Origin of the sequence: Caulobacter segnis ATCC 21756 (assembly GCF_000092285.1) — a bacterium.
In the GTDB taxonomy this organism is placed as follows: domain Bacteria; phylum Pseudomonadota; class Alphaproteobacteria; order Caulobacterales; family Caulobacteraceae; genus Caulobacter; species Caulobacter segnis.
Map to the genome: position 1 here is coordinate 846,681 of NC_014100.1, position 25,953 is coordinate 872,633.

Below are 25,953 nucleotides of genomic sequence, written 5' to 3' on the forward strand. Positions count from 1 at the left end.
AGGCGGGGCTGGGTTTTTCGCTCTTGATCATCCGGCGTCGGCGCCGCGCCGGGAGCATTCGACCAGTCCGAATTTTCGCGGCGAAAGCCTGGTCCGGAGCCGTTCGGAGCGGCTTGGAATCACCCGATATCGCCCCGCGCCGGCGGGGTGGAGATGCCGAGGTGGAGGCGATCAGGAAGGGCGTGGCCGCCATGGCCGCATCAAAGCCGAACACATTGATCGGCGTCGACCGATGGCCAGCGTCGATCTCACGACCGCGTCGTGGAGGTCACCCACGCCCCGTCACGTCAATTGGTCTTTATCTTCCTTTTCCTTCTTGGCCTGGTCGTGGTGCCATTTGATGGAGAAGAACATGCCAACTCCCAGAACTATGATCTTAAAAGGAAAGAAAATAAAAGGAAACCAATCTACCCAATTCACAATTCTGCTCCCGGATGGCATCGGAAGAATGCTCATCGTTTTGTAAGTACAGGAGTTCTATCAAGTCTGTGCGTTTTGGTGTCCTGGACAAAGTGTCCAGGCGCAACGCTAAGCTTGATGCTGGTTCGAGCGCGGGCCGACGGAAGGGGCGGTGGAGCAGGTGGGCGGCCCAGGGGGCAGCCGATCAACGCGCCAGCGCGCTGATCAAGCCTGTCCGTCGCGGCGCGCTAGGCCGCCTCGGTTTCGGCCTCGTCCTCGCCACCCAGCAGGGCGCTGAGCACCACCGCGAGGCGTTCGGGCTTGATCGGCTTTTCGACGACGTCCTGCATGCCGGCCGCCAGATAGGTCTGGACGTCGAGAGGGTCGGCGTTGGCGGTCAGGGCGACGACCGGGGTCTGGCCGACCCGACCGCCCATCTCGCGGATCGCGCGGGTGGCGGCCACGCCGTCCATGCGCGGCATCTTGATGTCCATCAGGATCAGGTCGAAGCGGCCGCCGCGCGCCATCTCGACGGCTTCCATCCCGTCGACGGCCTGTTCGGAGGTGCAGTCGAACATGTCGCACAGCGCCTCGGCGACCATGCGGTTGGTGGCGTTGTCGTCGACGATCAGGATGTGGGCGGCGCGCGCGGAGACGGTCGGCTCGCTGCCGTGCGCCTCGAGCGTCGTGGCCGGCCGGGCGATCAGCGAGAAGCCGACGGTGACGCCGGCGCCGCGATTGGCCTCGGCGTGCAGCGGCGCGCCCATGGCCCGCATGATGCGCCGGGCCAGGGCCAGGCCCAGGCTGAGGGCGATCTCGCCGCGGTCCTGCAGGTTGGTCTGGCCCATCGGGCCGGAGAGCCGCGCCAGGCGCTCCTCGGCGTCGTGGCCGGCGGTGTTGTCGCGCACCTGACCGTCCAGGCGCACGAGGTCGCCTTCGGGCCGCGCGGTCAGGCGGATCTCGATCATGCCGCGGCCGGCGGCCAGGGCGTTCTCGACCAGAATGTCGAACACCTGCATCAGGCGCTCGCCGTCGGCCTCGACGCCGCATTCGGGATCGCCGTCGTAGGAGACCAGCAGGGTCGAGCCGGTGTCCTGGGCTCGGCTGGCCCAACGGCTCTCGACCGCGTCGGCCAGGTCGCGCAGGCGTAGGGGCGAGGGCTTGAAGACGAGATGGCCCTGGGACGAGCGGTGCAGGTCGATCGCGCGACCGACCGTCTCGTTCATGTCGCGGCTGGTGTCGCCGATCGCGCGGACGAAGGCCGCGGCGTCCGGGGTCAGGCGCTGCTGCTCCAGCCGCGCGGTGATGGCCAGCACCCCGTCGAGGTGGTCGCCGATGTCCATGGCCATGCGCTCGATCAGGGCCCGGGCGTCGCGCGCCTCGTTCAGGCGGCGCTGATGGACGATAAGCAGCGAGGTCAGGCCGCCGACGCCGACATAGTGGCCGGCGGCGTCGATCGCGACATAGCCGGTGCGGTATACGGGCTGGGCGCTGTCTCGCAGCGAGATGACGAAGGCGTTGGCGTCGCTGTCGGCCAGGACGAGGCGCGGGGTGGTGTCCATCACGTCGCCGATCGGCTTGTCGCCCAGGCTGTCGCCGGCCACCCGCATCATGCCCTGCAGGACGTCGCGATAGACCGCGCCGATCGGGCGCTCATCCCGGACCACGGCGATGGCGGAGGCCGTCGGATCGGCGTCGAACATCGCGGCGACCTCGGCGCAGGGCGCTTCGGGCGCGATGGGCGCGCGCTTCTCGATCAGACGTGAAAGCGTTTCCATTCGAGACTTCGCCAGGACCTACAGGCGGGCAACTTGCCCTTCGCGGCCTTGCAGAGTCGTTAAGTCCGCCGCTGGCTTGGTGTCGCGGACACCTTAAGGGCGGAGCGGCGAAAAAGAAGGCGACGCTCCAGGAGCGCCGCCTCGTCAGTTCCGGGGTTACGCTTTGGCTACCAGGACTTGGTGATCGCGACGCCGTACAGGCGCGGCTCGCCGGTGATCACGTTGGTGAACAGGCCCGAGCTGTCGTCGGTGGTGTAGGCGTCGACGATGGGCAGCTTGTTGCCGATGTTCTTCACATAGGCGTCGATCGACAGGCCCCATTCGGGCTTTTCGACCTTCAGGGTCAGGTTGCCGTTGTCCCAGGCCTTCAGGCGGTCGTACTCGGTGTTGTAGGCCCGGGCGAACTGCTTGCTCTGGCGGTAGTAGTCGCCGCGCAGCGTCGCCGACCAGCCGTCCGACAGTTCGAAGGTGTACTGGGCGCCGATCGAGGTGGTCCAATGCGGCGAGTTGGGCAGCTCGTTGCCCGACAGGTCCGCCGCGACGCCCTCGATCGAATAGCCCGCGCCATAGGTGTAGAGGCCTGTGGCGTTGGCCAGGAAGGCGGCGGTCGGAGCCGGCAAGCCCGCGCCGCCGGCCGCGGCCGGGGTGGACAGGAACGCCTGATAGGCCGCCGCGCCCGAGCAGGCCCAGGGCAGGGTCGCCCCGGCGCCGGCGCCCAGGATCGTCGCGACGCCGGCGGTGGCCAGCACGCAGTTGGCGCCGACCGCCGACGAGTTCGGCCCCACCTTCACGACCGTATAGGCCGGGTTGGACTGGGTCCGGTTCATCGTGTCGATCGAGGTGACGCCCGAGCCGATCTTGGTGTGCAGATAGCCGACATTGGCGTTGAGCTTCAGGTTGCGCACCGGCGACCAGATCGTTTCCAGCTCCAGGCCGTAGATCTTGGCGTCGACGTTCTCGTTCACCGAGGTCCGGTTCACGATCTTCGAGATCTGGTAGCCCTTGTAGTCGTAGGCGAAGCCGGTGGCGTTGAAGAGCAGGCTGCCGCCCATCAGGGTGTTCTTGGTCCCCAGCTCGAAGGCGTTGACGAACTCGGGATCGAAGGTCTGGCGGATGCCGACCGAGTTGGCGGGCACGCCGGGATTGATGCCGCCGCCCTTATAGCCCTTGGAATAGAAGGCGTAGAGCAGGGTGTCGTCGGTGAAGCCCAGGTCGGCCTTGTAGTCGAAGCCGACGCGGCCGGTCGTCTCGGTGAAGCGGGCGCGCTGATCCGGGTTGGTCGGGTTCAGCGTCAGGCCGTAGCCGGCCGCCAGCAGCACGGTCGAGTAGTTCTTGACCGCCTTCTTGTCGCGGGTCTGACGCAGGCCCAGGGTGAACTTCAGGTCCTCGTTGATCTGGTAGTAGACCTCGCCGAACAGGGCGTCGGACACCAGGGTGTAGGGCGTGCGGTTCAGATAGTAGTTGTGGCCGTCGCCGGTCGGATCGGCCGAGGTGTCGATCCCGATGCAGCGGGCGGTGGTCGCCGGGTTGCAGTTGGGATTGCCGGTGTTGGAGAAGTTCAGCGCCAGCGACGACAGGGTCAGCGAATTGCCGATCACGTAGTAGTCGGTCAGCGTCCGATAGGTGAAGTGGATGCCGCCGACGTTGAAGTTGATCGGCCCGTCGAAGGCCGACTGCAGGCGCAGTTCCTGGCTGAACTGCTCGGCCGTGGCCGACGAGACGTCGATGGTGGTGAACTTGTTGGTGTTGCCGACCTGCGGGTCGTTGAAGAAGCCGCCCGGCGTGAACGGCGTGTTGTTGAAGGCGATCGGCGAGACGTTCCGGTTGTAGTCCTGCTTCGTATAGACCTTGCCCTTGCTGTAGGCGGTCATCGACGTGAAGGTCAGGGTGTCGGACAGGTCGTAGTTCAGGGTGAACTGATAGACGTTCGACGACGACCGATAGAGCGGATCCAGCGCCGTCTCGATCTCGCGCAGGTTGGTCGAGGTGTTGTCGCCCTGGTTCGCGTCGCCGCCGGTGAAGCCGAAGATATTGCCCAGCAGGCCCGTCAGGGTGCCCGAGGTGTTGACCGTCCCGTAGGCGGCCGGCTTGTAGATCGACGCCGACAGACAGCCTTGGGTCAGGTAGCGGCGGGCCGCGCCGGTGGGGACGCCGCCGACCGTGGCGGGGCCGTCGTCCTTGGTGCAGAGCTGCTTGCCGGTGCGGGCCCGGCTGTCGTCCTCGTGGAAGCGCTCCCACAGGAAGTTGGTGCGCAGCTTCTCGGTCGGATTGAACATCACCTGGACGCGGGTCGAGTAGAGGTCCCGGTCATCGACCGTGTGGCCGTTGAAGGTGTTGGTGACGAAGCCGTCGCGCTTCAGCGTGGCGCCCGACAGGCGCACGGCCAGCTTCTCGCCGAAGATCGGCACGTTCAGCATGCCGCGCAGGCGGATGGCGTTGTAGTTGCCGTACTCGGCGCGGGCGTTGGCCTCGAAAATCTCGGTGGGCTTGGCGGTGATCACATTGACCACGCCGCCGGTCGCGTTGCGGCCGTAGAGGGTGCCTTGCGGGCCGCGCAGCACTTCCACCCGCTCGACGTCGTAGAACTCGGCCTCGAACAGATTGCCCGACTGCATGGGCGCGTTGTTCATGTGCACGCCGACGCCCTGGTCGGCCGAGGCCCCGACGGCCTTGTAGCCGACGCCGCGGATCTGGAAGTTGAAGCTGTTGGTGAAGTTGCCCTTGGCGAAGCTGACGTTCGGGATCGCCAGCTGCAGGTTGGGGCCCCCGTCGATCTTCTGCGCTTCCAGCGAGTCCTGGCTGAAGGCCGAGACCGCGATCGGCACGTCCTGGAGCGCCTCTTCTCTCTTCTGGGCGGTGACGACCAGTTCCTCGATGACCGTCCCGCCCTGCTGGGCGGTCTGTTGAGCGAAAGCGGGGACGGCGAGAGCCGAAAGCACGGCCGCCGAAGCGCCCATGACCAGCAGGCTCCGCGTACGCAGAGTTTGCGACATTGAATTCCCTCCCAGACGCAAGCGGCGCCTTATGGGTGGGCCTGCCGCGTCGATGTTTCCTCGACGCCGTACTGTTTTTCACCACGCGGGCGTACGGCGAACCCATCGCAGCATTGCAAGATTGCATACTTGCGTTCTCTGACTGTCAACTGGCGCCGCGGTAAGTGATCGTCGATAGGTTATAGCTTTTCACTTGAAAAGCGCACTTGTTGTCGCTGGACGTGTAAGTCGATCCAAAATTAGAAGATCGGGTTTGTGGCTTCCGTAACGGAAGTCTTGCCTCATATCCGGCATAAGGCCTCGCTATTCATGAGTCGAGGCGTGACAGCGCTCCCAAGAATTCGACTCACTTCGTGAACTGAGTATCGCTCTCGAGGCGCGGCGCCTTGGCCGCGCGGCCGGCGCCGGTTCCGGCGAGCCCCTGGCTCGTGTAGAGGAGGGCGCATGGTCCCTTTCCCGAAAAGCGAGCGCCGCGCATGAGCCCGCCAGAGCGAACCGACGCCGCCCTGGTCCTGTTCTCCGGCGGTCAGGACAGCAGCGTCTGCCTGGCCTGGGCGCTGGAGCGCTATGGCCGCGTCGAGACCGTCGGCTTCGACTACGGCCAGCGCCATGTCGTCGAGATGGAGGCGCGCCAGGCCGTGCGCCGCGAAGTGGCCGCGCGCTTCCCGCATTGGGCCGACCGCCTGGGCGAGGACCACGTCCTGGATATCCGCAGCTTCGGCGCGGTCGCCCAGTCGGCCCTGACCGCCGACCGCGCCATCGAGATGACCGAGCGCGGCCTGCCCTCGACCTTCGTGCCGGGGCGCAACCTGGTGTTCCTGATCTACGCCGCGGCCCTGGCCGACCGGCGGGGCGTCGACGCCCTGGTCGGCGGCATGTGCGAGACCGACTTCTCGGGCTATCCGGACTGTCGCCGCGACACGCTGGACGCCATGCAGAGCGCGCTGAACCTGGGCATGGACCGCAATTTCCGGGTCGAGACCCCGCTGATGTGGCTGACGAAGGCTGAGACCTGGGCGCTGTCCAAGGCCCTGGGCGGCGAGGACCTCGTTAAGCTGATCGTCGAGGAAAGCCACACCTGCTACCAGGGCGAACGCGGCGTGCTGCACGCCTGGGGCCACGGATGCGGCGTCTGCCCGGCCTGCGAGCTGCGCGAAAAGGGCTACGCCGAGTGGGACGCGGCGGGGCGCGAGGCGCTCGTACAATGAGCGGCGATCTGCAGTTTCCCTCCCCCTCAATGGGGGAGGGGGCATGACCTATTCGGTGAAAGAGATCTTCCTGACCCTGCAGGGCGAGGGCGGGCAGGCGGGCAAGGCGGCGGTGTTCTGCCGCTTTTCCGGCTGCAACCTGTGGAGCGGTCGCGAGCAGGACCGCGCCAAGGCCGTCTGCACCTTCTGCGACACCGACTTCGTGGGGACCGACGGCGAGAACGGCGGCAAGTTCGCCACGGCCGATGATCTCGCGGCCGCCGTCGAGGCCCAGTGGACCGGCGGGCCGGACGATCGCCTGGTGGTCTGCACCGGCGGCGAGCCCTTCCTGCAGCTCGACGAGGCCGCCATCGCCGCCCTGCACGCGCGCGGTTTCCAGATCGCCGTCGAAAGCAACGGCACCATTCAGGCGCCGCCCGAGATCGACTGGATCTGCATCAGCCCCAAGGCCGACGCCCCGGTCGTTCAGACCTCGGGCCAGGAGCTGAAGCTGGTCTTCCCGCAGGAAAAGGCCATGCCGGAGCGTTTCGCGGACCTGGATTTCGAGCGGTTCTACCTGCAGCCGATGGACGGTCCGGACCGCGACAGGAACACGCAATTGGCCGTCGCCTATTGCCTTTCCCACCCACAATGGCGTTTAAGCGTCCAAACGCACAAATATCTCGGCCTGCCCTGACGGATAAGGCGCTCGACTTGGTGACAGGGTCGTTGCGCTAGAGCCTCCCAGGCCTAGTCAAAGAAGCTACAGATGAAGCCCGTCTTCGAGATCACGAAGGCCGCGTATTTCGACGCGGCCCATTACATCGAGCAAGGTCCGGCGGACCATCGCTATCGCAAGCTGCATGGCCACTCGTTCAAGGTCGAGGCCAGCGTGAAGGGCGAGATGGCGCCGGCCGGTTGGGTCGCCGACCTCGACAGCCTGGACGCCGCCCTGAAGGCCGTCGCCGCCGAGCTGGATCACGGCCTGCTCAACGACAAGCCGGGCCTGGAGACGCCGACCCTGGAGCGCCTGTGCCTCTATTTCGCCGAGCGCCTGAAGGTCCAGTTCCCGGGCCTGTCGCGCGTGGAGCTGTCGCGCCCGACCATCGGCGAGCGCTGCGTCCTGGCGCTGTAACGATTTTCTTCCTCCCCCCTAATGGGGGAGGGGTACCGGCGAACGCCGGTGGAGGGGGCTTACGGCCAGTTCGGCGCGCCGCTACGCGGACCCCCTCCATCTCGATGCGTATTCGCATCGATCCACCTCCCCCTAATGGGGAGGAGGGGGCTTTTACCGCTCGTCCTTATCCTTGCGGCTGTCGCCCGGGATCACCGCTCGCCCCGCGGCGCCGACGGCCTTGCCGCTGACCTTGGCCGCGCCGCCCACCACGGCGCCGGTGACGCCGATCGCCGTGCCGGCCACGGCGGCGGCGACGCATCCGGTCTGGGTGAAGGCGGCCGCGAGAAGCGCGGCGGTCAGGAAGGCTTGGCGAGGGGTGGGCATGACGACGCTCATGAGGACCTGAGTGTCCCCTTCATGCGCCTTCATTCCCTAAGATTGCGCCTACGCGATGGCGGCGCCCGCCGTCAGGCCCGCGGCGTGAACTTCGTTTCCGAAGGCGCGTCCACATAGGTCGAGCGGTTCTCCTCCCCGCGCCGCCAGGGGCCGGGGTGGCGGGGGCTGTCGCGACGGCGGCGGTCGGGACCGAAATAGTTGCCGCTACGCACGAACGGGCGCGGGTTCTCGATCAGCTGGGTCAGGCGGTCGATCACCGAGCGCGCGGTGACGGGCTTGGCCAGGAACTCGTTGACCCCGACGTCGCGGGCCTCGTTGACGCGCCGCTCGGTCGAATGGCCGGTGATCATGATCACCGGGGTGTAGGGATTGGGGCTTTCGGGCGCCCTGCGCAGCAGCTGGACGAAATGCAGGCCGTCCAGCGGGCCCATGGAGAGGTCGGTGATCACCACGTCGATGGCGGTCTGGCGCATCACCGCCAGCGCCTCGACGCCGTCCGTCGCTTCGAAAACATGGCGAACGCCGACGGCCCGAAGGATCTCCATCAGCAGAATCCGCATGTGCTGGTTGTCGTCGACCAGCAGGACTTTCAGCAGCTCGAACCGCACGAGGCCCACTCCCCTATTGGGCGAGTGTTACCGGCTTGTAATAACACCGGTCAACCAAAAAGCTTTTGTATTACAATGAAAATGGCAATTTCAGTCACTGAAGCCATGTTAGGTTGAAACGCACTCACACGTTATGCGTGAAATTCAACCTCCGGTTTGAGCCCGGTGGCGCAGGAAGGCGTCGGCGAGCACGCATGCGGTCATGGCCTCGACCACGGGGACGCCCCGGATGCCGACGCACGGATCGTGGCGACCCTTGGTGCGCAGGTCGATTTCCTCGCCCGCCTCGTTCAGCGTCTGACGCGGTATCAGGATCGAAGATGTCGGTTTGAAGGCCACGCGGGCGACGACCGGCTGGCCCGTCGAGATGCCGCCCAGGATTCCGCCGGCGTGGTTGGACAGGAACATCGGCTGGCCGTCGGGACCCCGGCGCATGGCGTCGGCGTTGTCCTCGCCGGTCAGGGCCGCGCTGGCGAAGCCCTCGCCGATCTCGACGCCCTTGGCGGCGTTGATCGACATCAGGGCGGCGGCCAGCTCGGCGTCCAGCTTGCCATAGAGCGGCGCGCCCCAGCCGGCCGGGACGCCGATCGCCTCGACCTCGACCACGGCGCCGGTCGACGAGCCGGCCTTGCGGATCTTTTCCAGGTGCTCTTCCCAGACCGGCACGACGGCCGCGTCGGGGGACCAGTAGGGGTTCTCTCCGACCTGGTCCCAGTCCCAGTTGTCGCGATTGATGGCGTGCGGGCCGATCTGGGTGAGGGCCGCGCGGACGGTGACGCCGGGGATCACGAGGCGCGCCACGGCGCCGGCGGCCACCCGCGCGGCGGTCTCGCGCGCCGAGCTGCGTCCGCCGCCGCGATAGTCGCGCACGCCGTACTTGGCGAAATAGGCGTAGTCGGCGTGGCCCGGGCGGAAGGCCTGGGCGATCTCGGAATAGTCCTTGGAGCGCTGGTCGGTGTTCTCGATCATCAGGCTGATCGGCGTGCCCGTCGTGCGCTGGCCGTTCGTGCGCTCGTCCTCGAACACGCCCGACAGGATGCGCACCGCGTCCGGCTCCTGGCGCTGGGTCACGAACTTGCCGCTGCCGGGGCGGCGCTTGTCCAGGAACGCCTGGATCATCTCGGCCGTCAGCGCGATCCCCGGAGGGCACCCGTCGACCACGCAGCCCAGCGCGGGCCCATGGCTCTCGCCCCAGGTGGTGACGCGGAACAGATGACCGAAGGTGTTGTGCGACATGGCGCGGCTTCTAGCGGAAACCGGGCGGGGGAGCAAAAGGGGGGATGAGCTTGCTCACTTGCCCCCTCCGGGCCTACGGCCCTCCTCCCCCAGAGGGGGAAGAAGGGCGCCTTCCGCCCCCGCCGGGGGCGGACGACCCGTGAAACGGGTCAGGTGGGGGCTTGCTGAGCTAGCCGCGCACCTCCGCCGCATCCGCCAGGTAGAGCTCCAGGTTCGTCCAGCCCGATCCGTCCTTGGCGAGGACCGCGCCGTCGGCCTTGCGCGGCTTTAGGGTGTGGGGGTGGCCAAGATGATGTTGATCGCGGTCTTGCCGTCCTGCGTGGCCTTGCGGTGGATGACCTCCATGCGTTGGATCGCGCCGTCGGGAAGGGTTTCGATCCGGAAGCCCGCAGGGGCTGGGGCCCCGTTGACCCGCAGGGTGTAGGTCGCGGGATCGGGGTCGCCGCGCACGGTGACCGCGCCATTGAACGTGACCTTGTTCGAGGAGGTCTCCTGGGTGTTGGCCATGACGTCGAAGAAGCCCGGTCGGGCGGGCGCGGCGGGCTCCGCCCTTGGTGGGGCCTGAGGCGGCTGCGATTGCCGCGCTTCCCGGGCTAGCGCGAGCGAGCCAGCGCCCGTGGCGGTGGTCAGGACGCCGCTCAGCGCCAGGGTGAGGGCGAGGCGAGTCGGGGAGGCCGCTTGGCGCGGCTGAAGAATGGCGGATAGGCGCATTTCGACGAGGCTCCGTTGGCGGCCGGTGAAGGCCGATTGCGCGGCGGGAAGGGCGTTGGCGCGTAAGGCGTCGACCAGCAGGCGAGCGTAGTCGCGGCGGGCCTGAGGCGGCGCGCCGTCCAGCGCGGCGAGGTCGCAGACAGCCTCGCGAGCGGCCGTCATCCGAGCGCGCAGAGCGCTGACCGGCGGCGCCAGCCAGAAGAGGCCGGCGAGGGCGTCCTCGATCGGAAGCCGCCAGTTGTCGCCTCGGCGCAGGTGGGCCAGTTCGTGGGCGCAAACCAGGGCTAGGCGGGCCGGATCCCCGGCCTCGGTCAGGGCCTTGGGCAGCAGGATCGCTGGGCGCGCGGTTCCCGCGAGCAGGGGCTCGCCGATCTCGTGGCTGATCAGAACGGGCGCCGGCGAAACGTCAAGGCGCGCGGCGTGGGCGGCCACGGCCGCTGTCAGCGCCGGATCGGCCGCCAGCGACGCCTTGGCGCGGATCGCCTTCAGGCGGCGTCTTCCACGCGCTCCGACCGCCACGCGCGCCGCCAGTCCAACGCCCGACAGGGCGACGAGACACCAGGCCGCCCCCTCGGCCAGCAACGGGTGCGGACGCCAAGCCGAGGGCAGCGGCGCGCCGGGGAGGTCCAGGGAGGCGGCGAGGCGATGGGCTGGATCTCCGCCGCGCGCCAAGGCGCCTGGGAGGGCGGCAGGCGCCAGGGTCAGCGCCACCGTCGCGGCCAGGGCGCCGACGGGGAGCGCATAGGCCAGGCTCCAGGCGGCGGCGCGCGGGCGAGGATCATCGGTGAGCCGCTCGACCAACCGGCCTAGGCCGAGCCCTAGCGCGCCGACAGGCCAGGCGGAGAGCAGACCCAAAGCGGCTGAGGCGAGCAGAGGGGATGGCATTGAGCCTCCGTTGGATCAGGGCGAACGCGACAGCGGCCGTGGCCGTCTTCGTCCGTCATCAAACTTGGTCCCGCGTCACAAAGCCGGCTTGGTGATGACGTTCAGCTCGATCGAAGGGGTCTGGTCGCGCTGGTGGTGGGTGACTTGCAGCGACTGGATCGCGCCCTTGGGGAGGGCGGTGGCGTCGAAGCCTGGAGGCGGCGCTTGTCCGTCCAGCAGCACGCGGACCTGCGGGGAGTTCAGCCGGCCCTTGACCCGGACATCGCCGTGATACGTCCAGACCTGCCCGTCCTCGGGCCTGAGCCGGCCGTCGACCACCTCGGTGTTGGTCACGCGGACATAGTCGGAGCGGATGTCGAGGCGCAGGCCCTTTCCGTCGGTGATCACGCTGCGGCTGCTCGCGCCGCCGCCGTCGGCCTGCTCGGCCAGGGCCATCGAGCCGGTGGCGGTGGCTCCGGCGGCCAGCAGGCCGATCAGAGCGATGAGGGCGCGACGGGCGCGGCTGGCCCGCGCGCGGGGCTCGGTGATGGCTTGCAGGCGCATGAGGGTCAGTCTCCGTCCCCGGCCGGTGAAGGCGGGATGCAGGGTGGGCGCGGCGCGGGCGCGCAGCACGGTGATCAGGGTCTCGGCGTAGGTCTTGCGGACCGCGGGCGCGGCGCCGTCCAGCGCCAGGGCGTCGGCCACTTCTTCGCGGGCGGCGGCGGCGCGAGCGCGCAGGAGAGCGTAGGGCGGGGCCATCCAGAACAGGCCGCCCAGCAGGTGCTCGAACAGCATCCGCCAGTTGTCGCCGCGCTTGAGGTGCGCCAGCTCGTGGGCGCAGACGGGCACGAGGCGGTCGATGTCCAGGGGCTCGGCCAGGGCGCGGGGCAGCAGGATGACCGGCGTCGACAGGCCCGCCAGCAAGGGCTGGTCGAGGTCGTCGCTGATCCTGACCTCCGGTCGGCCGGTGTCGAGGCGGCGCGCGGCGGCGCGGACGGCCAGGGTGAGGTCGTTCGGCGCCGGGCGGGCGGCCTTGGCGATCCGCCGCAGCCGCACGCGCCCCATCACATCGCGGGCGCCCGCGACGACCAGGCCGCCCAGGGCGCCCAGGATCAGGGCCGCGCCGAGCGTCTCGGCGGCGTCGAAGCCGGACAGCGCCCGTCCCGAGACCGCGCTGAGCGTCGAGGCCGCGCTGGCGAAGGTGCTGGAGGCCATGGCCGCCTGGTAGACCGGGGCGGTGGCTTCTTCGGGCAAGGCCGCCACGCCCACCATCAAGGCCAGCGCCGCCGGCGGCAGACACACAGCTTGGCTCCAGGCCCGCGCGCGCGCCTGAGGATCGGCGGTCAGGGTCTCGGCCGCCCGTCCCAGCAGCCAGCCCAGGCCCGACGCTGGCCAGGCGGCGACCAGGCCCAGGGCGGTGGAGGCGAGAAGCGCGTCCATCAGCGAAGCTCCCCTGGCTTGGCGGCGTTGAGCAGGGCTTCCAGCTCCTCGATCTCGTCCTTGGACAGGATCTGGCTGCCGGCGAAGGCCGAGGCGGGCAGGCGGCCGTCGATCTCGAGCAGGCCGCGCAGGCGGTTCAGCACCCCGCCGATCACGTCGACCTTGCCCGTCTTGGCTTCATAGACCGCCAGGCCATGGACCGAGCGGCGAACCAGCAGGCCCTTGGCCACCATCCGCTCCAGCACGGTGCGCGTGGTCGAGGCGCTCCAGCCCAGCTCGGGCTCGATCAGGCCTTGCGCCTCGCGCGCGCTCATCGCGCCGCCGCGCCAGAAGGCTTTCAGCACTTCCAGCTCCAGGTCGGACGGTTCGGTCATCCGGCGTCTCCTTGATGTCGCGAGTACGTTACAAATGTAGCGCGTGCGCGTCAAGCGTGGTGATCGTTGTTCGATGATGACAGCCAAGTCTGTTTGATTTACGACTGTAGAATAAATTTATAGACGTGAGTTTTTCATGGCTACTGGACCCTCTCTGGTCGGCAAGCTGCCTGTCGAAGTTCGGGCGCATCAGCGCTGGCGACGCGTGGGGCTCGCGGTCGGCCTGGTGGTTGTGCTGGTCGCGGGCGCTCAGGTCATGGCGCGCCGGGACCGCGCGGAGGGGAGGCCCGCAGGGACGCTGCCTGGCGGCGGCTCGCCGGCCCGTCATGTCCCGCGCTCGAGCCGAAAATCTTCCGAGCCCAGGCGCGGTATCCCCAGGCGACACCTTACGACGAGGTGCTTTACCGGCGATTTGGCGGGGCGATGACCTGCACCCACCTGGTGGATCGTGTTGGCGGCGCCAAGCTCCGCTACCAGGTTTGCAAGTTCAGCGCGCCTGAGTATCTCGCCGTGGCCCAGGAGGGAATGGAGCGGTTCTACGACCTGTCGAACGGACGATCCGCCGCGATCACCGTGAAGAAGGACCAGATCAGCTGTATCGTCATCTCGCCGTTCAAGGTGAAATAGCGCTTGCCTCGCCCGCAATGTCATAGCTAGCTATATAGCGTGCTATTGATTGGAGGTTGCGGGTGAAGGCCGATCTTCTGGCGAGCTATGGCGTGGGTTTCCTGGGCAGCCGGCTCAAGCGTCTGGCCGAGCGGATGCAGGCGGACGCCGCCGAGGTCGCGCGGTCGCTGAACCTGCCGGTGCAGCCGGCCCAGATGTCGCTGCTGCTGACGATCCGGCTGCATGGCCCGATCGCCGTGGGCGAGCTGGCCGAGCGGCTGCAACTGGCCCAGCCCACCGTCACCCGCGCGCTGAAGACCCTGGAGGACGACGGCTTCGTCGAGGCCCGCCGCGCGCCGGGCGATGGCCGCACGCGGCGGCTGGCGCTGACGAAGACGGGCGAGGCCCTGTTGGTTCGGGTCCAGACGCAGCTGCTGCCGCGCATCGAGCCGGCGGCGGCGGAGCTGGTCGAAGGCCTGGACGGCGACTTCATGCAGGGCCTGGCCAAGGTCGAGCGGCGCCTCGCCGAGGCCTCGCTGCTGAAGCGCATCGAGGCGGCCGGTCCGCCGTCCATGTGGGCGCGCGATTTCTCCGACGACCTGGCCGAGGCCTTCCACCGCATCAACGCCGAATGGATCGAGGACATGTTCACCCTCGAGGAGAACGACATCGCTCTGCTGTCACGGCCGCGGGAGCTGATCCTCGAAAAGGGCGGGGTGGTGCTGTTCGCCGAGACGCCGGCGCTGGGCGTGGTCGGGACCTGCGCCCTGATGGTCTCCAAGGACGGCTGGGTCGAGCTGACCAAGATGGGCGTCTTGAAGAGCGCCCGGGGCCTGAAGGTCGGCGAGTTCCTGCTGGCCAAGACCCTGGAGCGCGCCGCGAGCCTCGGCATGGACAAGATCTATCTGCTGACCAACAGGAAGTGCGCCGCGGCCATCCACCTCTACGAGAAGCTGGGCTTCGTCCACGACGCTGAGATCATGCGGACTTTCGGGGCGCGCTATGAGCGGTGCGACGTGGCGATGGCGTATCGGCCGACGCGATAGGGGCGGGGACGGCCAGTCCTTCGAACAGCGGCCGGGCCAGCACGTAGCCCTGCATCAAGTCGACGCCCACGTCGCGCAGGGCGGCCAGCTCGCCGTGGGTCTCGACACCCTCGCAGACGGCCAGGACATCGAGGTCCTTCAACATGGCCAGCAGGTGCGAGACGATGGCGCGCTTGGCCCGGTCGCGATCGATGTCGCGGATCAGCTCCATGTCCAGCTTGACGATGTCGGGCTGGTACTTGGCCAGCAGGTTCAGGCCCGCATAGCCGGCGCCGAAGTCGTCGATCGCCGTCTTGAAGCCCATGGCGCGATAGGTGCGCAGGATTTCCAGCACGTGCTGGGTGTCCAGCGGCTCGTTCTCGGTGAATTCGAAGATCAGCTTGTCCAGCGGAAAGCCCGTGCGCATCGCCGTCGCCAGGGTCAGGCGGATGCAGGCGCGCGGCTCGTACACGGCGTTGGGCATGAAGTTGATCGACAGACGCGCGCCGGTCGTGGCCAGCCCCAGGCTCGTCGCCAGCTCGATCGCCTTCACCCGGCACTGCTGGTCGAAGACATAGCGGTTGTGCTCGGACACCGTCGACAGCACCGACCCGGCGCCCTCGCCGCCAGCCCCGCGCACCAGGGCCTCATGGGCGAAGACCTGGCCCGTCGAGACGTCGACGATGGGCTGGAACGCCATGGAGAAGGGCGTCTCGAAATCCTGGCCGTCCCGACAGCCGCCACACCCTTGAGCCACGTCCGATCTCCGCTGCGATCGCGCAGGATGGGGAAGAAGGGTTGAGGTCGGGTTTAGAAGCTTTGCCGCTAGTCCACCCGGCCCAGCACGGTCCGGATCGTCTCGACCATCCGGTCGATGTGGCTCTTCTCCAGGATCAGGGGCGGGGACAGCGCGATGATGTCGCCGGTCACGCGGATCAGCAGGCCCTCGTCGAAGCAGGTCTCGAAGACCTCCATCGCCCGGGCGGTCGGGGCGCCGGGGCGGGGGGAGAGCTCGATGCCGGCGACAAGGCCGAGGTCGCGGACGTCGATCACGTGGCGGGCGTCGGCCAGGCTGTGGACGGCGTCCCGCCAGTAGCCCTCGATCCCGGCGGCGCGGGCGAAGAGGTCGTCCTCCTGGTAGGTCTCCAGCGTCGCCAGGCCCGCCGCGCAGGCCAGCGGGTGGGCCGAGTAGGTGTAGCCGTGGAAGAGCTCGATGGGGGCGTCCGCGCCCTCCATCAATGCGTCGTAGATCTGGCCTGAGGCGGCGACCGCGCCGCAGGGCACGGCGGCGTTGGTCAGGCCCTTGGCCATGCAGATCAGGTCGGGCGTGACGCCGAAGCGGTCGGCGGCGAAGGGCGCGCCGACGCGGCCGAAGCCGGTGATCACCTCGTCGAAGATCAGCAGGATATCGTGCTTGTCGCAGATCGCCCGCAGGCGCTCCAGATAGCCCTTCGGCGGGATCAGCACGCCGGTGGAGCCGGCCACCGGCTCGACGATCACCGCGGCGATGTTGGAGGCGTCGTGCAGGGCGACGATCTTCTCCAGTTCGTCGGCCAGGTGCGCGCCGTGCTCCGGCTGGCCCTTGGCGAACTGGTTGCCGGGCAGGCCGTGGGTGTGGGGCAGGTGGTCGACGCCGGTCAGCAAGCCGCCGAAGTACATCCGGTTCTTGGGGATGCCGCCCACCGAGATGCCGCCGAAGCCGACGCCGTGATAGCCGCGCTCGCGGCCGATCAGCCGGGTCTTGGTCCCCTTGCCGCGAGCGCGGTGGTAGGCCAGGGCGATCTTCAGGGCGGTGTCGACCGACTCCGAGCCGCTGTTGGTGAAGAAGATGCGGTCCAGGCCCTTCGGCGTGATCTGCGCCAGGCGCGAGGCGAACTGGAAGGCCAGCGGATGGCCCATGTTGAAGCAGGGGGCGTAGTCCATCTCCGCCGCCTGTTTCTGGATCGCCTCGCGGATCTTCGGACGATCGTGGCCGGCGTTGACGCACCAGAGGCCCGAGGTCGCGTCCAGCACCTCGCGGCCCTCGGGCGTGCGGTACCACATGCCGCTGGCCGAGGAGAGCATACGGGGATGGGCTTTGAACCGCCGATTCGGCGTGAACGGCATCCAGAAGGCGTCGAGGTCGTTGGCGCCGAAGTCGGGCATGGCGAACTTCCTTGGAGATCTCTTGCATTGTGATCGCAATTACGCGTCAACTTGCAAGCCCTTCACGGAAAGTCCGGGATGAAGACCCGCAAGCCGCTCGCCGATCAGACAGCCGTGCACGACCAGGTCTACGAGGCGATCCGGCAGGCGCTGATCACCGGCCGGATCGCGCCGGGCAAGGGCGTGTCCCTGCGCAGCCTGGCCGCGGAGCTCGGCGTCTCGCCGATGCCGGTGCGCGACGCCGTGCGGCGGCTGGCGGCCGAGCGCGCCCTGGCGATCAACCCGGCCAACAAGCGCCTGTCCGTGCCCTCGCTCACCGCCGACCGGCTGGAGCAGCTCTCGCTGGCCCGCCTGTGGGTCGAGCCCGAGCTGGCCGCCCGGGCCGCCGCGCGCGCCGACGCCAGCCTGGTCCGCCAGCTGCAGGCCATCGACGCCGACGTCGACGAGGCCCTGCGGCTGGGCGACGTCGACCGCTACATGACCGCCAACCACGCCTTCCACTTCGCGATCTACGAGCGCGCCGGGGCCGAGGTGCTGGAGGCCATGGCCGGCGGGCTGTGGCTGCAGGTCGGGCCGTTCATGCGCGTGGTGTTCGGCCGGGTGGGGGCCGACGGCCTGGCCGCCGACCGCCACGCCGAGGCGATCGCCGCGCTCAAGGCCAAGGATGCCGACGGCGCCCGGCGCGCCATCGCCGCTGACCTTTCCGAAGGCATGGATAAGATGCGCGCCGCCGTGGAGGCCATCACGTGAGCGGCCGGCTTGACAGCGGCCAAGCCCGCGCAAACTGTGATCACAATAAAAGGGATCAGCCCCAGTGACCCTGCCCGCCGACATCACCGAACGCCTCGCGCGCCTCGCTCTGCCGAGCCAGGCGGTGATCGACGGCGCTCACGTCGACGCGCTGTCGGGCGAGACCTTCGACAATGTCTCGCCGCGCGACGGTCAGCTGCTGAACAAGGTCGCCGCCTGCCAGAAAGAGGACGTGGCCCTGGCGGTGTTCGCCGCCCGCACGGCCTTCGAGGACGGCCGCTGGCGCGACCAGGGCCCGCGCGCCAAGAAGGCGGTGCTGTTCCGCCTGGCCGAGCTGATGGAGCGCGACGCCGACGAGCTGGCCCTCTTGGAGAGCCTCGACGTCGGCAAGCCGATCAGCGACGCCCGCAACGTCGACATCCCCCTCGCGATCAACACCTGCCGCTGGTACGCCGAGGCGCTGGACAAGGTCTATGGCGAGGTCGGGGCTTCCCCCGTGGATCGCCTGAGCTACGCCGTCCACGAGCCGCTGGGCGTGATCGGGGCGATCGTGCCGTGGAACTTCCCGCTGCACATGGCGATGTGGAAGGTCGCCCCGGCCCTGGCCATGGGCAATTCGGTGGTGCTGAAACCCGCCGAGGAGTCGCCGCTGACAGCCCTGAAGCTGGGCGCGCTGGCCCTCGAAGCGGGGCTGCCGGCGGGGGTCCTGAACGTCGTCCCCGGCTTTGGCGCGGTCACCGGCGAGGCCCTGGCTTTGTCGATGGACGTCGACATGATCGCCTTCACCGGCTCGGGCCCGGTGGGCCGCAAGCTGATGGAATATTCCGCGCGCTCGAACCTGAAGCGGATCAGCCTGGAGTTGGGCGGCAAGTCGCCCCAGATCGTGTTCGCCGACTGCCCCGACCTGGAAGCCGCCGCCCAGGCCGCCGCCTGGGGCGTGTTCTATAACCAGGGCGAGGTCTGCACCGCCGCCTCGCGCCTCTTGGTCGAGGCCTCGATCAAGGAGGCCTTCGTCGAGCGCGTCGCCGAGGTCGCCAAGGGCATGAAGGTCGGCGATCCGCTGGATCCCTCGACCCAGTTCGGCGCCATGGTCAGCGAGCGGCAGATGAACACCGCGCTGGGCTACATCGCCATCGCCGGCAGCCAGGGCGCGCGGCGGGTGCTGGGCGGCGGCCAGGTGCTGAAGGAGACCGGCGGCTTCTATGTCGAGCCGACCATCTTCGACCGCCTGCAGCCCAGCCACGCCCTGGCCCGCGAGGAGGTCTTCGGGCCGGTGCTGGGGGTGATGAGCTTCACCACCGAGGACGAGGCGATCGCCCTGGCCAACGACACTGTCTATGGCCTGGCCGCCGGCCTCTGGACGTCCGACGTCAACCGCGCCCTGCGCGGCGCGCGGCGGCTGAAGGCCGGGCTCGTCTGGGTCAACGGCTGGGACGCCTGCGACATCACCATGCCGTTCGGGGGCTTCAAGCAGTCGGGCTTCGGCCGCGACCGCAGCCTTCATGCGTTGCACAAGTACGCCGACCTGAAGTCGGTGTCCGTGACGCTGAGGTAGCCCCATGACCACTCTGAATCTCGTTGAAACCGACGCCTTCATCGACGGCCTCTGGGTCCAGGGCGACAAGACCTTCGACGTGCTCAATCCCGCCGACGGAACGGTGATCGCCAAGGTCGCCGACCTCGGTGAGAGCGAGACGACCCTGGCCATCGACGCCGCCCATCGCGCCTTCCCGGCCTGGGCCGCGCGGACGGCCAAGGAGCGCGGCGCGATCCTGCGCAAGTGGAGCGACCTGATGCTCGCCCACGCCGACGACCTGGCCCGCCTGATGACCGCCGAGCAGGGCAAGCCGCTGGCCGAAGCCAAGGGCGAGGTGTCCTACGGGGCGGCGTTCATCGACTGGTTCGCCGATGAGGCCAAGCGCGCCTACGGCCACACCATCCCGACCCCAATGCCCGGCAAGCGCCTGGCCTCGATCAAGCAGCCGGTCGGCGTGTGCGCGGCCATCGCGCCGTGGAACTTCCCGATCGCCATGATCACCCGCAAGGTCGGGCCGGCCCTGGCCTCGGGCTGCACCGTGGTGGTCAAGCCGGCGGCCGAGACGCCGCTGTGCGCGCTCGCCATCGCGCGCCTGGCGATCGAGGCGGGCGTGCCGGCCGGCGTGCTGAACGTGGTGACGACCACCCATTCCAGCGCCGTCGGCAAGACGCTGTGCGAGGACGGCCGGGTGCGGAAGCTGTCGTTCACTGGCTCCACCCCGATTGGCAAGGTGCTGTACGAACAGTGCGCCGGCACGATGAAGAAGCTGTCGCTGGAGCTGGGCGGCAACGCGCCCTTCATCGTCTTCGACGACGCCGATCTGGAGGCCGCCGTCGACGGCGCCATCGCCTCCAAGTACCGCAACACCGGCCAGACCTGCGTCTGCGCCAATCGCCTCCTCGTGCAGTCGGGCATCCACGACGCCTTCGTCGCGCGCCTCGCGGAAAAGGTCGCGGCGATGAAGGTCGGGCCCGGGACCGGCGAGGGCGTCCAGATCGGTCCGCTGATCAACGAGAAGGCCATCCAGAAGGTCGAGGCCCTGGTCCGCGAGGCCGTGGCCGGCGGCGCCAAGGCGGTGGTCGGCGGCGACCGCCATTCGCTGGGCGGCCTCTTCTACCAGCCTACCGTGCTGTCGGGCGCGACGCCCGAAATGCGCCTGTTCAACGAGGAGATCTTCGGCCCGGTCGCGCCGGTCGTGAAGTTCGAGACGGAGCAGGAAGCGATCGATCTAGCCAACGCCACGCCCTTTGGCCTGGCGTCCTACTTCTACAGCCGTGATGTCGCCCGCTGCTGGCGCGTGGCCGAGAAGATCGAGGCCGGCATGGTCGGGATCAACGAAGGCCTGATCTCCACCGAGGTCGCGCCGTTCGGCGGGGTCAAGGAAAGCGGCCTGGGCCGCGAGGGCTCGTCCGAGGGGCTCGAGGAGTATCTGGAGACCAAGTACCTGTGCTTTGGCGGGGTGGGATGACGTTCTCTCAGCCCCAACAAATACACCCGTCATTCCCGCCCTTGTGGCGGGAACCCCTCTGTCCGCCGCGAGGGCAGGAGGGGCGGACCGCAGGCGGTCCGCTGGCGCCGTACGTACGGGCTGAACCAGGGGTTCCCGCCACAAGGGCGGGAATGACGGTTGAATGGGGAGGGACGGTGGAATGATCACCGAACTCTCCAGGCCTCTCGCCGATCTGCTGAACCAGGAACGCGCCCGCTTCGCGGCCGAGCATCCTCGCTCCGCCGCCATGGCCAAGGCGGCCGCCGCGCACTGGCGGGGCGGCGCGCCGATGCACTGGATGAACGATTGGGCGAGCCCGTCGCCCATCTTCGCCGCCCAGGGCGTCGGAGCGCAGATCACCGACGTCGACGGCAAGCTCTATGACGACTTCTGCCTGGGCGACACGCCGTCGATGTTCGGGCATGGCGACGCGTCGGTGGCCGCCGCCGTGTCCGACCAGATCAAGCGCGGCGCGGGCTTCATGCTGCCGACCGCTTCGGCCGCCATCGTCGGCAAGCTGCTGGCCGAGCGCTTCGGCCTGCCGCTGTGGCAGACGGCGACCACGGCCAGCGACGCCAACCGCGCGGCGATCCGCTGGGCGCGGGCGGTCACCGGCCGTCCGGTGATCCTGGTGTTCGACGGCTGCTATCACGGCATGGTCGACGACGCCTTCGTGGTGCTGAAGGACGGCCCAGGGGGAGCAGAGCCGGTGATGAAGCCGGGCCTGCTGGGCCAGGTCCACGACCTGACCGCCACCACCTGGGTGGTCCCGTTCAATGACCTCGCCGCGCTGGAGATGGCCCTGGCCTCGGATCAGGTCGCCGCCGTCCTGGCCGAGCCGGTGATGACCAACTGCGGGATGATCCTGCCCGAGCCTGGCTTTCATGAGGCCCTGCGCCGACTGACCCGCGACGCCGGGACCCTGTTGATCATCGACGAGACCCACACGATCTCGACCGGCCCCGGCGGCTACACCCGCGCCCATGGGCTGGAGCCCGACGTCTTCGTGCTGGGCAAGGCCATCGCCGGCGGGGTGCCGGCGGCGGTGTGGGGCGTCACCGCCGAACTGTCGGCGCGGATGGACGAAGCCCAGCTAAGGATCGGTCCCGGCCAGTCCGGCATCGGCACGACGCTGTCGGGCAATGCGCTGGCCATGGCCGCCATGCGGGCCATGCTGACCGAAGTGATGACCGACGCCGCCTACGCCCGGATGCTGGCCGGCGCCGAGCGGCTGGTGGCGGGCCTCAAGGGCGTGATCTCGGCGCGTAAGCTGGCCTGGTCGGTCGTCCATGTGGGCGCGCGGGTGGAGCTGGTCTTCGCCGATCCGCCGCCCAGGAACGCCGGGCAGATGCGAAAAGTGCTGGACCACGAGGCCGTGGAAGCGCTGCACTTGTGGCTGATCAACCGAGGGGTGCTGATCGCGCCCTTCCACAACATGATGCTGGTCTCGCCCGTCACCGAAGACGCGGCGATCGACCGGCTGGTCGCGGCCGTCGACGGCTTCGCGGCGGAGATGGGGAATATGGAATGAGTTTTTCGCGATTTGAGCGCCCCCTCCGTCTCGATGCGTATTCGCATCGATCCACCTCCCCCGCTTTGCGGGTGAGGAGGGGCATCATCCTCCCCCGTGCAACGGGGGAGGGGGACCGCGAAGCGGTGGAGGGGGCGTCCGCATGAGCGCCGTCGCCGATATCCAGGAATGCCGGGACTTCCTGGCCGCCAATCCGCAGGTGCGGTTCGTCGAGGTGTTCTTCACCAGCATGACCGGCGTGCCGCGCGGCAAGCGGCTGCGGGTGCATGAGCTTGAGGCGATCTACGCCTACGGCCGCTTCCTGCCCGGCTCGATCCTGGTGGTCGACACCACCGGCGCCGACTGCGAGGACACGGGCCTGGTCTGGGAGGACGGCGACGCCGACCGCCGCGCGCGGCCCGTGCCGGGGACGCTGACCCTGGCGCCGTGGCTGGGCCCCGACGTCGCCCAGGTGATGCTGTCGCTGTACGAGCTGGACGGCACGCCCAACGACCTCGACCCGCGCCACGTGCTGCAACGGGTGCTGGATCGCTACGCCGCCGACGGCCTGACGCCGGTCGCCGCCTGCGAGCTGGAATACTATCTCGTCGACCTGCAGCGCGGTCCCCGAGGCGAGCTGCTGCCCGCCAAGTCGGCCCTGACCGGCATGGCGCCCACGGGGATCCAGGTCTACGGCCTGCCCGAGCTTGAGGCCCACGCCCCGTTCCTGCGCGAGCTGTGGGACACGGCCGATACGATCGGCGTGCCGCTGGAAGGCGCGATCTCGGAGTTCGCGCCGGGCCAGGTCGAGCTGACCCTGATGCACAAGCCCGACGCCCTGCGCGCGGCCGATGACGCGGTGCTCTACAAGCGCGCCGCCAAGGGCGTGGCCTTGCGCCACGGCTGCGAGGCGACCTTCATGGCCAAGCCGTGGAGCGACCGCGCCGGCAACGGCTTCCACGTCCATCTCAGCGTCAACGACGCGGCGGGCAACAACCTCTGCGCCAGCGAGGACCTCGAGGGCTCGGACCTGCTCAAGCACGCGATCGGCGGCATGAAGGCGCTGCTGGGCGAGGGCATGGCGATCCTGGCCCCGAACGCCAACAGTTATCGTCGCTTCAAGGCCAACAGCTACGCGCCCGTCGCGCCCACCTGGGGCGTCAACAACCGCACCGTCAGCCTGCGGGTGCCGGCCGGTCCGCCCAAGACCCGCCACGTCGAGCACCGCGTCGCCGGGGCCGACGGCAATCCGTATCTGGTGCTCGCCGTGCTGCTGGCCAGCGCCCACCACGGCATCACCCACAAGATCGATCCCGGCGCGGCCGTGGTCGGCGACGGCTACGCGGCGGCGGCCAAGGAGAACATCCGCCTGCCCAACAACTGGTTCGCGGCGGTCGACCTCTTCGAGCAATCGACCGTGCTGCGCGACTATCTCGGCGACCGTTTCGTGGACATGTTCGTGTCGGTGAAGCGCACGGAACAGGCGCGTTTCTTCGAGGTGGTCACCGAACTGGATTTCGACTGGTACCTGCGCAACGCCTGACGGCGCGGCGCTGTAGCGTGAACTCAGCCGCGGGCCCTGGGCCCCGCATTGGACGAAGCGATAAGGGGAGTTTCGAGACGATGAGCACGATCACCCAGCGGGGACTTCAGAAGGCGGGCCTCAGCCGCCGCTCGCTCCTGACGGCCACCGGCGCGGCCGCGATTGGCCTGACCTTCACCGCCTGCGGCGAGAAGCCCAAGGCCACCCCGGGCGGCGAAGAGCCCAAGCTGAACTTCTACAACTGGGACACCTATATCGGCGAGACGACGCTGGGCGACTTCAAGAAGGCCACCGGCGTCGACGTGAACATGAGCCTGTTCGCGACCAACGACGAGCTGTTCGCCAAGCTGAAGGCCGGCAATCCCGGCTTCGACGTGATCGTGCCGTCGAACGAGTTCGTGACCCGCATGAGCCAGGCCGGCCTGCTGGAGCCGCTGGACCACGCCAAGATCCCGAACATGAAGAACATCGACCCGTCGTTCCTCGATCCGGAATACGACCCGGGTCGCAAGTTCTCGATGCCCTACACCTGGCTGCTGCTGGGCATCGGCTATCGCAAGAGCAAGGTCCAGGGCGTGCCCGACAGCTGGAAGTGGCTGTTCGACAGCGACAAGTACAAGGGCCGCATCGCCCTGCTGTCCGAGAGCGCCGACCTGGTGCGCCTGTGCGCCAAGTACCTGGGCCACTCGGTCAACAACATCCCCGAGGACATGCTGCCGAAGATCGAGCAGATGCTGATCAAGCAGAAGCCGTTCGTGAAGGCCTTCCACGACGACAACGGCCAGGACCTGCTGGTCTCGGGCGAGGTCGATCTGGTGCTGGAGTACAACGGCGACATCGCCCAGGTGATGAAGGACGACCCGGACCTCGACTTCGTGGTGCCGAAGGAAGGGTCGCTGATCAACAGCGACACCCTGTGCATCCCGAAGGGCGCGCCGCGTCCGAACAACGCCCACGCCTTCATCAACTACCTGCTGGACGCGCAGGCCGGGGCCGAGATCAGCAAGACGATCCTGTACCCGACCCCGAACGCGGCGGCCAAGGCGCTGATGCCGGACGACTACAAGAACAACAAGGTCATCTTCCCGCCCGCCGACGTCATGGCCAAGTGCGAGTACGGCGCCTTCGAGGGCGCGGAGAAGGCCAGCCAGTACGAGGAACTGATCACCCGGGTGCGGGCGGCCTGAAGAAGCTCCCTTCCCCTTGATGGGGAAGGGCTGGGGATGGGGTGACGCCGGCGGCGGACGTCACTCCGGCCTCGCCTTGTTCTGAACGGCTGTCACCCCCAACCCCGCCCTTCCCCCATCAAAGGGGGAAGGGAGAAGGACGAGCTCCATGGAACAATCCTGGAAACAGGCCAAAGCCGTCTTCGCCGCGGCGCTGGGACCGCCGTTGGTGTGGCTGGTGCTGTTCTTTCTCGCGCCCATGGCGATCGTCTGGGCCTACAGCTTCGGCCACAACGCGGGCCTGACCGAGATCGAGATCACCGGGACGTTCCACAACTACGCCCGGGCGATCGAGCCGCTGTACCTGAAGATCTTCCTGAAGTCGGCCTGGGTGGCGGCCCTGACCACGGCGCTGTGTCTGGTGGCCGGCTTCCCGGTGGCGCTGGCCATCACCTTTGCCTCGGACAAGGCCAAGGCCTGGCTGCTGCTGCTGATCATGCTGCCGTTCTGGACGAACCTCTTGATCCGCACCTACGCCCTGATCGCCGTGCTGCGCACCGAGGGCTATGTGAACCAGGGCCTGGAATGGCTGTGGAACGGCGGCAGCGGCCTGGCCGCCTTGGTGGGCCTGCAGCCGCTCGGCGACTTCCAGCCGCTGGGCCTGCTGCACAACAATTTCGCGGTGATCCTGGGCCTCGTTTACGTCCACCTGCCATTCATGGTGCTGCCGCTCTATTCGGCGCTGGATCGGCTGGACAAGTCGCTGCTGGAAGCCAGCCTGGACCTTGGCGCCGGGCACCTTCGGACCATCTTCAAGGTCGTGGTTCCGCTGGCCATCCCGGGCATCGCCTCGGGCGTGCTGATCACCTTCATTCCGGCGCTCGGCGCCTATCTGACGCCGGACCTGCTGGGCGGTCCCGACAGCCAGATGATCGCCAACGTCATCGAGCGCCAGTTCAAGCGCGCCAACGACTGGCCGTTCGGCGCGGCGATGTCGTTCCTGCTGATGTACCTGACCTTCATCGCCATCGCGATCCAGGCCGTCCTGGCCAAGCGCACGCCGGAGGCCAAGGGATGAG

The 25,953-nt window shown here is 68.4% G+C and carries 22 protein-coding genes and 2 pseudogenes; 13 read left to right on the plus strand and 11 right to left on the minus strand.

Translation table 11 applies throughout. From position 1 onward, the window contains the following. Positions 1-647: 647 nt before the first annotated feature. Complete coding sequence (locus tag CSEG_RS03975) at positions 648-2,177, minus strand: ATP-binding response regulator (protein ID WP_013077970.1); 1,530 nt, start codon at positions 2,175-2,177, stop codon at positions 648-650. 167 nt (positions 2,178-2,344) lie between these two features. Then, positions 2,345-5,170, minus strand: a complete 2,826-nt coding sequence (locus tag CSEG_RS03980) for a TonB-dependent receptor (RefSeq protein ID WP_013077971.1) — start codon at positions 5,168-5,170, stop codon at positions 2,345-2,347. A 476-nt stretch (positions 5,171-5,646) separates the two neighbouring features. On the opposite strand from CSEG_RS03980, the gene queC reads away from it, so the two are divergent. The 3 genes from queC (at position 5,647) to CSEG_RS03995 (ending at position 7,492) form a co-directional block, all read left to right on the plus strand. Continuing rightward, on the plus strand, positions 5,647-6,378 hold the full coding sequence (gene queC, locus CSEG_RS03985) for a 7-cyano-7-deazaguanine synthase QueC (protein ID WP_013077972.1): 732 nt from the start codon (positions 5,647-5,649) through the stop codon (positions 6,376-6,378). 43 nt (positions 6,379-6,421) lie between these two features. Next, a complete protein-coding gene (gene queE / locus CSEG_RS03990; protein WP_013077973.1) occupies positions 6,422-7,054 on the plus strand; it encodes a 7-carboxy-7-deazaguanine synthase in 633 nt (210 codons plus the stop codon). 72 nt (positions 7,055-7,126) lie between these two features. Continuing rightward, positions 7,127-7,492, plus strand: a complete 366-nt coding sequence (locus tag CSEG_RS03995; protein WP_013077974.1) for a 6-pyruvoyl trahydropterin synthase family protein — start codon at positions 7,127-7,129, stop codon at positions 7,490-7,492. Positions 7,493-7,645: 153 nt separating this feature from the next. On the opposite strand, the gene CSEG_RS04000 is transcribed toward CSEG_RS03995, so the two are convergent. The 7 genes and pseudogenes from CSEG_RS04000 to CSEG_RS04025 all read right to left on the minus strand — a co-directional run bounded on the left by CSEG_RS04000 (position 7,646) and on the right by CSEG_RS04025 (position 13,103). Further along, a complete protein-coding gene (locus CSEG_RS04000; protein ID WP_041538464.1) occupies positions 7,646-7,858 on the minus strand; it encodes a hypothetical protein in 213 nt (70 codons plus the stop codon). Between the two features lie 83 nt (positions 7,859-7,941). Continuing rightward, positions 7,942-8,478, minus strand: coding sequence for a response regulator (locus CSEG_RS04005; RefSeq protein WP_013077976.1), 537 nt, complete (start codon positions 8,476-8,478; stop codon positions 7,942-7,944). 144 nt (positions 8,479-8,622) lie between these two features. Continuing rightward, positions 8,623-9,714 (minus strand): chorismate synthase, encoded by a 1,092-nt coding sequence (aroC, locus tag CSEG_RS04010; RefSeq protein WP_013077977.1) that lies wholly within the window; start codon positions 9,712-9,714, stop codon positions 8,623-8,625. Positions 9,715-9,883: 169 nt separating this feature from the next. Beyond that, positions 9,884-9,985 (minus strand): annotated as a pseudogene (locus tag CSEG_RS23150) (hypothetical protein); the annotation flags it as partial. Then, the gene (locus CSEG_RS04015; RefSeq protein ID WP_013077978.1) at positions 9,982-11,310 is read right to left on the minus strand and encodes a M56 family metallopeptidase; all 1,329 of its coding nucleotides are present in this window, start codon (positions 11,308-11,310) and stop codon (positions 9,982-9,984) included. The gene CSEG_RS04015 and the pseudogene CSEG_RS23150, both read right to left, overlap by 4 nt. A gap of 75 nt (positions 11,311-11,385) precedes the next feature. Beyond that, entirely contained in the window at positions 11,386-12,729 is a 1,344-nt protein-coding gene (locus tag CSEG_RS04020; RefSeq protein ID WP_013077979.1) for a M56 family metallopeptidase, read from the minus strand. Continuing rightward, positions 12,729-13,103 (minus strand): BlaI/MecI/CopY family transcriptional regulator, encoded by a 375-nt coding sequence (locus tag CSEG_RS04025; protein WP_013077980.1) that lies wholly within the window; start codon positions 13,101-13,103, stop codon positions 12,729-12,731. The genes CSEG_RS04020 and CSEG_RS04025 overlap by 1 nt, the downstream gene beginning before the upstream one ends. 423 nt (positions 13,104-13,526) lie before the next feature. On the opposite strand from CSEG_RS04025, the gene CSEG_RS04030 reads away from it, so the two are divergent. Beyond that, positions 13,527-13,730, plus strand: a complete 204-nt coding sequence (locus tag CSEG_RS04030; RefSeq protein WP_013077981.1) for a hypothetical protein — start codon at positions 13,527-13,529, stop codon at positions 13,728-13,730. 62 nt (positions 13,731-13,792) lie between these two features. Continuing rightward, positions 13,793-14,755 carry a bifunctional helix-turn-helix transcriptional regulator/GNAT family N-acetyltransferase gene (locus tag CSEG_RS04035; RefSeq protein WP_013077982.1) on the plus strand — a complete coding sequence of 321 codons (963 nt, stop codon included), beginning with the start codon at positions 13,793-13,795 and terminating at the stop codon, positions 14,753-14,755. Here CSEG_RS04035 and CSEG_RS04040 read toward each other — a convergent pair. Continuing rightward, the gene (locus CSEG_RS04040) at positions 14,688-15,434 is read right to left on the minus strand and encodes an EAL domain-containing protein (RefSeq protein WP_053463723.1); all 747 of its coding nucleotides are present in this window, start codon (positions 15,432-15,434) and stop codon (positions 14,688-14,690) included. The genes CSEG_RS04035 and CSEG_RS04040 overlap by 68 nt on opposite strands. 125 nt (positions 15,435-15,559) lie before the next feature. Continuing rightward, complete coding sequence (locus CSEG_RS04045) at positions 15,560-16,879, minus strand: omega-aminotransferase AptA (protein WP_013077984.1); 1,320 nt, start codon at positions 16,877-16,879, stop codon at positions 15,560-15,562. 78 nt (positions 16,880-16,957) lie between these two features. On the opposite strand from CSEG_RS04045, the gene CSEG_RS04050 reads away from it, so the two are divergent. The 8 genes and pseudogenes from CSEG_RS04050 (at position 16,958) to CSEG_RS04080 (ending at position 25,952) form a co-directional block, all read left to right on the plus strand. Then, a complete protein-coding gene (locus CSEG_RS04050) occupies positions 16,958-17,629 on the plus strand; it encodes a GntR family transcriptional regulator (RefSeq protein WP_013077985.1) in 672 nt (223 codons plus the stop codon). 64 nt (positions 17,630-17,693) lie between these two features. After that, a complete protein-coding gene (locus tag CSEG_RS04055; RefSeq protein ID WP_013077986.1) occupies positions 17,694-19,184 on the plus strand; it encodes an aldehyde dehydrogenase in 1,491 nt (496 codons plus the stop codon). Between the two features lie 4 nt (positions 19,185-19,188). Then, positions 19,189-20,634: an NAD-dependent succinate-semialdehyde dehydrogenase gene (locus CSEG_RS04060; RefSeq protein WP_013077987.1), complete on the plus strand. Its 1,446-nt coding sequence runs from the start codon at positions 19,189-19,191 to the stop codon at positions 20,632-20,634. Further along, positions 20,631-20,793, plus strand: a pseudogene (locus tag CSEG_RS23690) (hypothetical protein); the annotation flags it as partial. The gene CSEG_RS04060 and the pseudogene CSEG_RS23690, both read left to right, overlap by 4 nt. 4 nt (positions 20,794-20,797) lie before the next feature. After that, complete coding sequence (locus tag CSEG_RS04065) at positions 20,798-22,186, plus strand: aspartate aminotransferase family protein (RefSeq protein WP_053463724.1); 1,389 nt, start codon at positions 20,798-20,800, stop codon at positions 22,184-22,186. 142 nt (positions 22,187-22,328) lie between these two features. Next, the gene (locus CSEG_RS04070) at positions 22,329-23,708 is read left to right on the plus strand and encodes a glutamine synthetase family protein (RefSeq protein ID WP_013077989.1); all 1,380 of its coding nucleotides are present in this window, start codon (positions 22,329-22,331) and stop codon (positions 23,706-23,708) included. Positions 23,709-23,788: 80 nt separating this feature from the next. After that, a complete protein-coding gene (locus CSEG_RS04075; protein ID WP_013077990.1) occupies positions 23,789-24,895 on the plus strand; it encodes an ABC transporter substrate-binding protein in 1,107 nt (368 codons plus the stop codon). Between the two features lie 148 nt (positions 24,896-25,043). Then, complete coding sequence (locus CSEG_RS04080) at positions 25,044-25,952, plus strand: ABC transporter permease (protein WP_013077991.1); 909 nt, start codon at positions 25,044-25,046, stop codon at positions 25,950-25,952. Position 25,953: the final 1 nt, after the last annotated feature.